We start from the raw sequence: 10,829 nt of genomic DNA on the forward strand, positions 1-10,829 counted from the left end.
CGCGCGGTCAACGCCCCCCACCTCGTCGCCCTGGTCCGCGCCGGGGCCACCTTCGTCAACGGCAAGCTCGTCGAACGCCCCGACGATCAGCCCTCACCAACAGCTGCTTAGGAACTCGTGACCCACAGGTCTTGACGATTGCTCTTCCTGCCTTTCGACTATCGCCTCGGCAGGATAAACAAGGGCGCGGTCGAAATCCCTTGTCTTACGTAACCCCGCACACCTCCGTACGGCGGGGGGAACGGGGACGTCCGGGGAGGAAGGGGAGCCGGGGCCGGGGAGCGTGGGGAAGCGGCCGATGACGACGGCGTTCATCCTTTGGGGAGGCGGCAGCCTGGGGGCCGCGCAGGTCGGCATGCTCCGCGCGCTCACCGCTCACGGGATCCGCGCCGACATGGTGGTGGGCGCCTCGATCGGGGCGCTCAACGGCGCCTATTACGCCGCGCGGCCCGACGCCGCGGGTGCGGAGGAACTGGCGCGGCTGTGGCTGTCGGTGAGCAGCCACGACGTGTATCCGGTGAGCGGGCCCGACGTGCTCCGTACGCTGGCCGGAAACCTTCCCCTTCATCCTCTCCGGGGAGCCCTGCAGGCGCTGGGTGTGCCCAACTACACGTTCCCGCTCAACCCTGCCACGCTGGTCGCGGCGCTGCTGGGCCGTCGCAACTACCTGTTCGAGAACTCCTCCCTGCGGCGGTTCCTCGAACGCATCCTGCCGATCCGCGCCCTGGAGGAGACGCTGGTTCCGCTGGAGGTGCTGACCGCGGACGTGCGGACGGGGCGGCCGGTGATCCTTTCGCGGGGGCCCGCGTTGCCGGCCCTGCTGGCCAGCACCGCGATCCCTGCCCTGTATCCCACCGTGACGATCGGCGACCACGTGCTCATGGACGGCGGTGTCGCCGATCTGACCACGCTGGACTACGCGGTGGACGCGGGGGCCGACGAGGCGTACCTGCTGGCGCCCGGGTTCTCCTGCCACCTGCCGGCCGCGCCGTCGACGGCGATCGCCATGGCCCTGCACGGCTACAACCTGCTGAGCGAGCAGCGCATCAGCGCCTCGATCAGGCATAACAAGCGGCGGACCCGCCTGCACGTGCTGCCGCCGCTGTGCCCGGTCGAGGTGCTGCCCGTCGACTTCCGCGGTACGGCCGACATGATCGACCGAGCTACCCTGTCGACCGCCCATTGGCTGGAGCGGCGCGAACCGGATCCCCGCCTCGCCCGCCCGCTCGGCCCTCCGCATGGCGAGCACCACCGGCGGCGCGGGCCGGGCTGACCCGGTTGCGGCGTTCAGGGAGAGAAGACGTTCAGGGAGAGAAGACGTTCAGGGAGAGAAGACGATCAGGGAGAGAAGCGGTCACGACCAGAGTTCGAACGGCTCGCTGAGCTTCTCCCCGGCCAGGAAGCCGGTCAGCAACCGGGGAAGACTGCGGGGATAGAACAGTTCGGAGCTGGCCACCACCTCGGGGATCGGCCACCAGCGGAAGTCGAAGTAGTCCTCGCGCTCGTAGTCCAGGCGCCCGGTCTCGTCGATCAGGTCGCCCGCGTGGTCAAGGCGCACCTCGACCACGACCTCATGCTGGAGATGCCGCCGGTCGCGGTGCCGGAACGTGGAGGTACGGCGCCAGTTCGGCGGCCCGACCTGTTCGGGGGAGATGACGATGCCGGTCTCCTCGCGCAGTTCCCGCACCGCGGTTTCCCGGTAGGTCTCGCCCTCGTCGATGCCGCCTCCGGGCAGTTCCCACCACTGGTCGAGCTCCGGCGCGGTCGGTTCGTGCGTGTGGAAGAGCAGGATGCGGTCGTCGATGTCGCGAAGCACGATGCGAACCGCGTCACGCTCGAAGATCGGCAAGTCCCGGGGGATCTCGACCATGAGCAGACCTTTCGTCTCGGAAGTGCCGGCCAAACGCCGTGGGGCCGCCATGGCCCGATCCACGCACCGACGGTCTCCGGCTCCCCGCTTGCAGGGCAGGGTACGGTGATCGTCCCGCGGACGCGCCGCGAACGTCGTAGAGGTCCGACGTGAACCTCGCGGAGATGCGGACCACCCCCCGCCTGGGCAAGTACGATCGAGCCGTGACCGAAATGACCGAAACGACGCCAGGCTGGCTCGCTCCCGACGAGATCGAATCGGTGCGGGGCCGGATGCCGATCCTGTACGTGGACGCCGTGCCGGTGCGCGTGGACGACACGGGCACCGTGACCCGCGTCGGCCTGCTGCTGCGGATCGGCGCCGACGGCACCGTGAGCCGGGCGCTGGTGTCCGGGCGGGTGTACTACCACGAGCGCATCCGCGACGCGCTCCTGCGCCACCTGGAGAAGGATCTCGGCCCGGTCGCGCTGCCGAGCGTGCCGGTCTCGCCGACGCCGTTCACGGTGGCGGAGTACTTCCCCACCCCTGGGGTCACGCCGTTCCACGATCCGCGCCAGCATGCGGTCTCCCTGGCGTACATCGTCCCGGTGCGCGGAGACTGCCGGCCCCGGCAGGACGCGCTGGACCTGGAGTGGTTCACGCCCGAGGAGGCCGCCTCTCCGATCGTGCAGCAGGAGATGACCGGCGGCCAGGGCGTGCTGCTCAAGCAGGCGCTCGCCTACGTCGGCCGCCTCACCTGATCCGAGATCACGTCGTAGAGGTCCTTGCCCTGCGGCCAGGGCCAGTCCGCCGTCTCCGGGCGGAGACCGGCCGGCACCTCGGCCCAGCCGGGCAGCGGTTCCGTGCGGCGTAGCCAGTCGCGCGGCAGTCCGCCGAAGCCGCGGTCGAAGTCGTGGTGCGCGGCGAACGAAGCCGCCAGTGCGTCCTGGTCGATCGTGCCCCGGCCGGCCAGAAGCCGGTAGACAGAGCAGGCCATCTCCGTGTCGTCGGTCCACTGCCACGGCCCGGGCGGCAGGGTGCGGGTGGCGGGACGCTCGTCGTCGCGCGCCCTCAGCCGGACGCCGTACGGCTCGGCATGGTGATCCGCGGTGTGGCGCGGCGGCGCAGTGACAGGAGGTGGCGGGTCAGGGCGAGCGCGGCGAGCAGTGCGAGGAGCGCGCACACGCCCCGCCATCCGGCCACGCTCCAGACGCGGACCCCGAGCCAGGACCCCGCGCTGCCCCCGAGGTAGGCGCAGGTCATGTAGGCGGTGTTGAGCCTGCCGCGGGCGTCGGGACGCACGGCGTAGACCCGGGCCTGGTTGGCGACCATGCCACACTGCATCGCGACGCCGAGCCCCAGCGTGCCGGGGGTCAGCGCGGCCAGGCCCGCCGCGCCGCCGAGCGACCCGGCGGCGAGGACCGCCGCAGAGACGAGGACACCCAGCATGCAGACGAGGTTCACCGGATCGGGCCCCACGCGGTCCACCATGCGGCCGGCGACGGGGGTGCACAGCATCGTCGCCGCGCCGACCAGGGCGAGCAACCCCACGGCCTGGGCGCCCAGGCCGTACGCCGGGCCGGTGAGCAGGAGGGCCAGGCAGGTCCAGACGGCGGAGAACCCGGCGAAGACGGCCGCCTGATAGAAGCAGGAGCGGCGCAGCTCGGGCTCGGCGCGCAGCAGGCGCAGCGGTTCGGCCAGGAGCGCCGGATAACGACGGCGGGTGGACGCGGCCGTGAGCGGCACCGTGACGGCCAGGCTCGCGGCGAGGAGCAGCGCCAGGGCCGCGGCCACGAGGTACGGCGCCCGCCAGCCCAGCCATTCGCCGAGGGTTCCGCTGAAGGTGCGGGCCAGCAGCATGCCGCCGGTCGATCCGCTCAGCAGTGTGCCGATCACCGCTCCCCGGCGGTCCGCCGCCACAAGACCGGCCGCCAGCGGGCCGGCGACCTGCGCGGCCACGGTGGTGAGGCCGACCAAGGCGCTAGCGGCGACGAGCGGCGGCAGGGCCGGCGCGCAGCCCGCGGCGAGCAGGCCGAGACCGGTGAGCACGAGCAGAGTCACGAGGAAGGGGCGGTGCGGGAAGCGGTCGCCGAGCGGCACCAGCAGCACGATCCCGGCCGTGTAACCGGCCTGGGTCGTGGTCACCACCAGGGCGCCCGCGTCGGGAGGCAGGTGCAGCCCGGCGGCGACGAGCGGTGCGATCGCCTGCGGGAAGTAGATGTTGCCCACGGCGACCGCGCAGGTGAGGGTCAGGATCGCGAGCGTGCGGCGGCTCATGCGCCGGCCCCCGGTCCGCGACGCGCGGGACGAGGCCCCGGCTCCCATCCGTCCACCCGTCCCGCCGGGCGCAGGGGCACTCCGGAGCAGAGAGCGAGTCTGCGTGCCGGGGCCCGGGTCGTGTCACCGGCGGCGTCGATCGCCGTGGGTCGTTCGAGGAATGCGTTGATCACGGACGGAAGTCCACACTGCGGACCTTTCGCCGCAAACAGATGTAGCGTGGGGCTTAATGATCAGTTTCGAGCTCGGGGTCGAGGACCTCGCCGACACGAGATTCGCCCTCTCGCCGCTGACCGAGACGGTGCTCAGCCTGCGGGTGCTGCGCGACCCGGGGCTGTCGGCGGCGCTGCTCCCGTGGCGCAGGTCCGTGCTCGGCAGGCTCGGCACCCTCGACACGGATCTGCTGACGGCGCTGGTGGCGGAGAGGTTCACCGTCCCCGACTTCCTGACTCCGAGGCCGGCGACCTTCGCCCCCGAATTCGCGGAGGAGCTGGCGGTGGTCCGCCGGACCCCTCCCGGCCTGGTACGCCGCGACCTGGCGGCCACGCACGCGCCTGCCCCGCTGCCCGGGCGGCTGCGTGACGCCGCCGCCGACGGCGACGCGCCGGTCGTACGGCTCCGGGACGCGATCTGCGACCTCCTGGAGCGCTACTGGGAGATCGCCGTACGGCCGATGTGGCCGCAGATGCGGCTGGTGCTGGAGGCCGACATGACCTATCGGGCGCGGCAGCTGGCCGTGGGCGGCGCCCGGCTGCTGTTCGCGGGCATGCACCCGAACCTGCGCTGGGACGACGGGGTGCTGCACATCGACAAGATGATCAGCAGCTTCCGTGTCGCGGCGGCCGGCCGGGGCCTGCTGCTCGTGCCCTCCGTGTTCGCGCACAAGCCCGCGCCCCCGGTCCTCCCGGAGGAGCCTCCGACGCTGGTCTATCCCAGCCGTGGCGTGGCGACGCTGTGGCACCGGGCGCCCGTCGCGGACGAGGCCGCGCTCGTGTCGCTTCTCGGTGCGCCGCGGACGAGGCTGCTCGGCCTCCTCGGCGAGCCGCTGCCCACCGTCGAGATCGCCCGCCGGCTCCGGGTGACCCCGAGCGCCGTGTCCCAGCACCTGCGCGTGCTGTACGCCACGGGCCTGGTCACCCGGGCCCGCGACGGACGGCAGGTGCTCTATCGGCGCAGCTCCCTGGGCGACCGGCTGACCGGCGCCGCGTCGGACTGAGCACGGTCCGGCTGACCCGGGCCGGGATGAGCAGGATCCGGTTGGGCTGCTTCCGAACAGGCGGGGTCCGAATAGGCGGGGTCCGAACAGGCGGGGTCCGAATAGGCGGGGTCCGCCGGGGGAGAAGCGGCCTGGCCGATCCGCGTACCGCCGCCGGCAGGGGCGGCGGCACGACGAACGGCGTCTAGTGACGCGAGGTCAGCACCTTCGAAAGCACCGTGTGCACGTACGTGTTGGGGTGCTTGCCGGTGAAGAGCTTGGACAGGGGACCCTCGGCCGTGACCGGCACGTCCACGCCGGTGTGCCCGGTGGTGGTCCAGTCCATCGTGAACGTGAGGTTGCTGCCGTGGATCTTGAACGGACCGTCCTCGGTCGACAGGCCGGTGCCGCTCTCGTCCTCGGTGTCTGAGGGGTCCTCCACGGTGAGGCCACCGCAGTCGTGGTCACCGGTGATGACGAGAAGCGTGTCGGGGTGCGCGGCGACGTACGCCTTGGCGACCTTGACGGCCTTCTCCAGGGACGCCATGGCCTGGAGCACGCGGGAGCCGTTGTTCTCGTGGGCGAACTCGTCGATGCCCTCTTCCTCGACGAACAGGAAGAAGCCCTTCTTGTTCGTGCTGAGGGTGTCGAGGGCCTTCTTGGTCATGGTGGCCAGGTCCACGACCGGGGAGTAGATGTCGCCCTGGCCCTCCGGCCGCTGCTGGAACATCTCCTCGTTGCTGAACAGGCCCAGCAGCTTGCCGCGCTTGGCCCGGGCGAGCTCCTTGGCGCTGGAGACGTACTGGTAGCCCTCGCGCTCGGCCTTCTTGATCAGGTTGCCCTTGGTGCCCTTGCTGGCCTCGTCGGGGTCCTCGGCGGGCTTGTCGGGGAACGCGCCGGGCGTGCCCGCAGGGAGCCACCAGTCCTCGCCGCCGCCGAGGATGACGTCCGGCTTGCTGACCTCCAGGTACTGCCGCGCGATCTCGTCCTGAGCGCCGCGGTCGGCGGTCTGGGAGAACCACGCGGCGGGGCTGGCGTCGGTCACCTGAGCGGTGGTGACGAGGCCGGTGGACTTGCCCGCCGCCTTGGCCTGCTTGCCCAGGATCGGCAGCGGCTTGCCCTTGACGTCGACGCTGATGGCGCCGTTGTAGGTCTTGGTCCCCGTCGCCCAGGCGGTGGCCGCCGCGGCGGAGTCGGTGATGGCGGTCTTGGGGTCGTGCGGGCTGGTGCTCAGCTGCCCGGAGACCGGGAGCGTGTCCATGGCGAGCTGCCCGTCGAGACCGGCCAGGTGCAGCCGCGCTGCCTCACGATGAGCCGCGGACATGCCGTCGCCGTTGATGAAGATCACGCTGCGCGCCCGGCCGCCGTCGTGGTGGTGAGAGGTGGCGTTCGCGGGCAGGGCGGGATTGAGGACCGCGCCGGCGACCGCCGCCGTGGCCACGGTCGTCGCAGGCACAAGCAGCCGCAGCAGACGCTTGCGGGAGGAACCCATGTAAAACCCCCAGGTGGGTATCTGATTACCAAGACGGGGATGTTACGGGTGTGAATCCACCACAAGGTGAACGTGGCGTGGCCTTATTTCTAACCATGCCGGGCAAGGTCCCTCACCGACCGCGATCTCCTTACGCGGCGCCGGTCCTGTCTCGTCGCGCTCGCGTGCCGCGCCGGGGCCGGCGGGACGGCGCGAGCCGGGTCAGCGCCGCGCCCGCGCGGAGCTGCCCGACTTCGCCAGCAGGAGCTCGGTGAACAGGTTCTCCCACTGGGGCATGACGTTCTCCGGGGCGTACTCCCTGGCGGTGGCCGCCGCGGCGGCGCCCATGCGCAGCCGCAGGTCGCGGTCGGCGATGAGCCGCTTGATGGCCGCGGCGAGGGCGTCCACGTCCCCGGAGGGCACCAGGATGCCGTCGGTCCCGTCGGTGAGCACGTCGCCGGGGCCGGTCGGGCAGTCGAAGGCCACGATCGGCAACGCGTGGGTCATCGCCTCGATCATGACCATCGGCAGGCCCTCGAACCGGCTGCTCAGCGCATAGATGGAGGCCCGGGCGAGCTCGTCGTCGAGGCGGTTGGTCCGGCCCATCAACGTCACGTGCGCCGACAGGCCGTGCTCGCCGATCAGCCCCCGCAGGGCCGCCTTCCTCGGGCCGGTGCCGAAGACGCGCAGGCGCCACTCCGGGTGTTCCTTCACCACCTGGGCGAACGCCGGCAGCAGCAGGTCGAAGCCCTTCTGCCTGACCAGGCGCCCGGCGGCGACCACGACCGGATGCTCCTGCCGCGACGGTGTCTGGTTCGTCGAGTGCACCGCGTTGGGGATGCGGACGATCCGCGCGCCGGGCAGCGCCTGCTCGTACTCGCGCTGGTCGCTGGGGGTCAGCACGGCGATCGCGTCGAACGCGCCGTAGTGCCGGAGCATCTCCTCGCGCAGCGTGCCGGGGTAGGTGCCGAGGTTCATGTGCTCCTGCGCCACCCGCACGACGTTCTTGGAGGTACGGCGCGCGGAGATGAGGTTGAGCGCCGGGCGCGTGGTGACGAGGATCCCGTCGTCCACCGAGGACACGTAGTCGATGACCGCCTTCTCGACCCGCTCGGTGAAGTAGCCCGCGGCGAACTCGCCGTACGGCACGAGCTTGCCGCGCAGCCTCCGCCACACGCGCCGGCCGAGGGAGTCGGCCCGTACGCCGGTCCGCTGGTCCACCAGCGTGGTGAGCGCGACGTCGGGATGCAGCCGGAACTGCGGCTCGTCACGGCGGCGCACCACGCTGACGATCTCCACCTCGTGGCCGAGCGCCGCCATCGCGTTCGCCTGGTTGACCACGGTGCGGATCGTGCCGCCCATGCCGAAGGCGTGCAGGAGCATGTAACGGATTCTCATCGGCTCTCCTCCTCGGGGAGGTAGCCCCAGCTGCGGCAGATGGGTTTGAGCAGGTCGGGTATCTCGTCCGGCCCGGGCAGGTCCCGTCCCGGCTGCACCGTGCCCGACCGGATCTTGTCGCTCCAGTCGCCCAGGCCCTTCTGCACCACCTTCTGCTCGCCGTACGCCAGCATGCCGGGCTCCCACTCAAGCTGGAGGAAGTCGCAGATGGCGCGGGTGGTCTTCTCCGGCTCGGCGGTCAGGTCCTCGTAGCGCACGGTCAGGCCGGTGAGCGCCTTCCGCGCCCGCTGCACCGCCTTCATGTAGCGCAGGGCGTCGGCGGCGGCCTCCTCCCGGGTGCGCTTGACGGGGTCGGCCTCATACCAGGAGGCGGCGATCGAGGCGGGGTGGCGCAGCAGGAAGATGTACCGGGCGTCGGGCCAGCAGGCGGCGATCCGGGCGTACGCGAAGGCGTTGGCGGGGGTCTTGTCCACGATGGTCCGCTTGCCGCTCCGCACCAGCTCGCGGTGGAGCACCCGGTCCCACAGCATGTGCTCAAGGTCGGCCTGGTTGTGGCCGAGCGCCTCCATGGCCTTGCGGGCCAGCGACGTGCCGAACCCCACGGTCAGCCGCCTGACGTGCAGCTCGTGCGGGGCGTGCAGGTCGGGGTGGGCGTTCAGGATCGACCGCAGCAGGGTGGAGCCCGACCGCACCGGCGACATGATGAACACCGGCGCCACCAGAAGGCGGTCGGCGCGAGGGTCGGCGGGAGGACGCACCAGCTCCTCCGGCGCCGCCGCCGGCGGGGCGGGGCTCGCGGGCGACGACGACCGGGCTGCGGGCCGGACCCGGGGGAGCTGGACTCCCGTGAACCTGACGAGTGCGCCGTTGATCCTCCGCTGCCATGTCATGGCCCGCGACACTACCGGGGCTTCCGGGGAAATCCCTGAGAATCCGCCCCCTGCTCACCTGTGATCCCACCCTGTCTCACCAGGAGGCTTACGGCCTCCGCATGGTCAGCCATCGGCGGGCCGCGTCCAGGTGGGCGTCGCCCAGACCATCCCGTGGATCGACGGCCACGACCAGGAACTCGCCGACCCCCGGATGGCCGTCCAGGAACTCCAGATCGGCCGGGCCGAGGTCGTCGTCGAACCACACGAACGGCCGGCCCCGGACATATTCGGCGACGTGCCAGGTCTTGAGGTTGACACCGGGCGGGCGGGGAGGGTCGCCGTCGATCGGGATCACCGGCAGCGGGGGCAGCCCGATCCTGGGGCAGATCTCCGCGTTCGCGCGTTCGCCCCAGGTCGTCGCCCAGGTCAGCGTCGCGCCGGTCTCCCGGATCAGGGCGGTCAGTTTGGCGCCGTGCCGGGGATCGAGCAGCAGGCGGAACCACTCGCCGTCCGCCACGCACTCGAAGCGGCGGAAACGCGGCGAGGAGCGCCGCACGGGGTTGAGCACCCCGTCGACGTCCAGCAGCAGCAGCGTCCCGTCCATCACGGCCATCATCCCGCCGCCTGCGTCCGCTCCTCCACCCGCGGACGCGCGCGGGCCACAACGCGAACCGGATCCGGCCGGACATCGTCCGAACCGGATCCGGTTTCGCCAGGAATCAGGGACCAGGAATCAGGAGGCGCTGCAGGTCAGGGTCGGGGTGGCCGCGCTGCCGTTGGCGGTGAAGCCGAAGGTGGTCGACGAGCCGGCCGCGATGGAGCCGTTGTAGAAGGCGTTGGTGACCGTCACCGAGGAGCCGGACACGCTCGGCGTGCCGTTCCACACGTTGCTGAAGGTCTGCCCGCCGGGCCACGTCCACCGCACGGTCCAGCCGTTGACGGGCGAGCTGCCGGCGCGGACCGTGACCTCGGACTGGAAGCCGTCGGGCCAGCTGTTCACCGTACTGATCGTCGCGGTGCATCCGTTGCCGGGCTGCGGCGAGGTGCCGGGCGACGGGCTGACCGGCGGAGTGGGGCTCGGGCTGACCGGGGGCGTCGGGCTCGGGCTCGGGCTGACGGGCGGGGTGGGGCTGGGCGAGGTGTTGGGTGCGGCGTTGTTGAGGGCGTTGAGGACCGCGGTGTAGGCGGCCTTCTTGTTGCCGTTGCCGTCGAACAGCAGCGGGTTCTGGTAGGAGCGCCAGGAGTCGCTGTCACGCACGCCCCACACCGTGATGCCGACGCAGCGGGCGACCGCGAGGCAGTCGTTGACGATGTTGGCGTAGGTGGTGGCCGACGCGCCCTCGACGTCCAGCTCGGTGATGGCCACGTCCACCCCGAGGGCGGCGAAGCTGGAGATGGTGGTGCGGAAGTTGCTGTTGTAGGCGCTGCCGCTGTTGAAGTGGCCCTGCAGGCCGACGCAGTCGATCGGGACACCGCGCGACTTGAAGTCGCGGACCATGTTGTAGACGCCCTGCGTCTTGGCCCAGGTCCAGTTGTCGATGTTGTAGTCGTTGTAGCAGAGCTTGGCGTCAGGGTCGGCGGCCCGCGCGGTGCGGAAGGCGACCTCGATCCAGTCGTTGCCGGTGCGCTGCAGGTTGGAGTCGCGGCGGCCGCCGGTGTTGTCGTCGAAGGCCTCGTTGACCACGTCCCAGTAGGGGATCTTGCCCTTGTAGTGGGCCATCACGCCGTTGATGTGGTTGATCATCGCCTGGCGCAGCGCGCTGCCGC

11 protein-coding genes are annotated in these 10,829 nt (G+C 71.3%); 3 read left to right on the forward strand and 8 right to left on the reverse strand.

From position 1 onward, the window contains the following. Nucleotides 1-298: 298 nt before the first annotated feature. On the forward strand, nucleotides 299-1,273 hold the full coding sequence (locus FLV34_RS37750) for a patatin-like phospholipase family protein (protein ID WP_142652598.1): 975 nt from the start codon (nucleotides 299-301) through the stop codon (nucleotides 1,271-1,273). Between the two features lie 81 nt (nucleotides 1,274-1,354). Here FLV34_RS37750 and FLV34_RS37755 read toward each other — a convergent pair whose 3' ends face one another. Beyond that, entirely contained in the window at nucleotides 1,355-1,870 is a 516-nt protein-coding gene (locus FLV34_RS37755) for an NUDIX hydrolase (protein ID WP_147945427.1), read from the reverse strand. 212 nt (nucleotides 1,871-2,082) lie between these two features. Between FLV34_RS37755 and FLV34_RS37760 the strand changes: the two genes are divergently transcribed. After that, complete coding sequence (locus FLV34_RS37760) at nucleotides 2,083-2,610, forward strand: NUDIX hydrolase family protein (protein WP_142620493.1); 528 nt, start codon at nucleotides 2,083-2,085, stop codon at nucleotides 2,608-2,610. Here the strand turns inward: FLV34_RS37760 and FLV34_RS42990 are convergent. Both FLV34_RS42990 and FLV34_RS37770 read right to left on the reverse strand, forming a co-directional pair. After that, complete coding sequence (locus FLV34_RS42990; RefSeq protein WP_261986057.1) at nucleotides 2,589-3,032, reverse strand: ADP-ribosylglycohydrolase family protein; 444 nt, start codon at nucleotides 3,030-3,032, stop codon at nucleotides 2,589-2,591. The genes FLV34_RS37760 and FLV34_RS42990 overlap by 22 nt on opposite strands. After that, nucleotides 2,921-4,126, reverse strand: a complete 1,206-nt coding sequence (locus tag FLV34_RS37770) for an MFS transporter (RefSeq protein ID WP_222709778.1) — start codon at nucleotides 4,124-4,126, stop codon at nucleotides 2,921-2,923. Before FLV34_RS37770 ends, FLV34_RS42990 begins: the two co-directional genes overlap by 112 nt. Before the next feature lie 229 nt (nucleotides 4,127-4,355). On the opposite strand from FLV34_RS37770, the gene FLV34_RS37775 reads away from it, so the two are divergent. After that, the gene (locus FLV34_RS37775) at nucleotides 4,356-5,342 is read left to right on the forward strand and encodes a helix-turn-helix domain-containing protein (protein WP_147945428.1); all 987 of its coding nucleotides are present in this window, start codon (nucleotides 4,356-4,358) and stop codon (nucleotides 5,340-5,342) included. A gap of 184 nt (nucleotides 5,343-5,526) precedes the next feature. On the opposite strand, the gene FLV34_RS37780 is transcribed toward FLV34_RS37775, so the two are convergent. From FLV34_RS37780 to FLV34_RS37800, 5 genes are all read right to left on the reverse strand, one after another. Further along, nucleotides 5,527-6,813 (reverse strand): alkaline phosphatase, encoded by a 1,287-nt coding sequence (locus tag FLV34_RS37780; RefSeq protein WP_147945429.1) that lies wholly within the window; start codon nucleotides 6,811-6,813, stop codon nucleotides 5,527-5,529. Nucleotides 6,814-7,014: 201 nt separating this feature from the next. Then, entirely contained in the window at nucleotides 7,015-8,190 is a 1,176-nt protein-coding gene (locus FLV34_RS37785) for a glycosyltransferase family 4 protein (protein ID WP_147945430.1), read from the reverse strand. Beyond that, complete coding sequence (locus tag FLV34_RS37790) at nucleotides 8,187-9,080, reverse strand: sulfotransferase (RefSeq protein WP_147945431.1); 894 nt, start codon at nucleotides 9,078-9,080, stop codon at nucleotides 8,187-8,189. Before FLV34_RS37790 ends, FLV34_RS37785 begins: the two co-directional genes overlap by 4 nt. Before the next feature lie 88 nt (nucleotides 9,081-9,168). Next, complete coding sequence (locus FLV34_RS37795; RefSeq protein WP_147945432.1) at nucleotides 9,169-9,666, reverse strand: HAD domain-containing protein; 498 nt, start codon at nucleotides 9,664-9,666, stop codon at nucleotides 9,169-9,171. A gap of 129 nt (nucleotides 9,667-9,795) precedes the next feature. Beyond that, on the reverse strand, nucleotides 9,796-10,829 hold a 1,034-nt coding region (locus tag FLV34_RS37800; RefSeq protein WP_147945433.1), incomplete at its 5' end, for an endo-1,4-beta-xylanase.

Origin of the sequence: Microbispora sp. CSR-4 (assembly GCF_008033685.1) — a bacterium.
GTDB lineage: Bacteria > Actinomycetota > Actinomycetes > Streptosporangiales > Streptosporangiaceae > Microbispora.

Excerpts from the sequence above, each read along its gene's own strand:
- FLV34_RS37750 (WP_142652598.1), top strand. The coding sequence starts at position 299 with ATGACGACGGCGTTCATCCTTTGGGGAGGCGGCAGCCTGGGGGCCGCG.
- FLV34_RS37755 (WP_147945427.1), bottom strand. The coding sequence starts at position 1,870 with ATGGTCGAGATCCCCCGGGACTTGCCGATCTTCGAGCGTGACGCGGTT.
- FLV34_RS37760 (WP_142620493.1), top strand. The coding sequence starts at position 2,083 with ATGACCGAAACGACGCCAGGCTGGCTCGCTCCCGACGAGATCGAATCG.
- FLV34_RS37770 (WP_222709778.1), bottom strand. The coding sequence starts at position 4,126 with ATGAGCCGCCGCACGCTCGCGATCCTGACCCTCACCTGCGCGGTCGCC.
- FLV34_RS37775 (WP_147945428.1), top strand. The coding sequence starts at position 4,356 with ATGATCAGTTTCGAGCTCGGGGTCGAGGACCTCGCCGACACGAGATTC.
- FLV34_RS37780 (WP_147945429.1), bottom strand. The coding sequence starts at position 6,813 with ATGGGTTCCTCCCGCAAGCGTCTGCTGCGGCTGCTTGTGCCTGCGACG.
- FLV34_RS37785 (WP_147945430.1), bottom strand. The coding sequence starts at position 8,190 with ATGAGAATCCGTTACATGCTCCTGCACGCCTTCGGCATGGGCGGCACG.
- FLV34_RS37790 (WP_147945431.1), bottom strand. The coding sequence starts at position 9,080 with ATGACATGGCAGCGGAGGATCAACGGCGCACTCGTCAGGTTCACGGGA.
- FLV34_RS37795 (WP_147945432.1), bottom strand. The coding sequence starts at position 9,666 with ATGGACGGGACGCTGCTGCTGCTGGACGTCGACGGGGTGCTCAACCCC.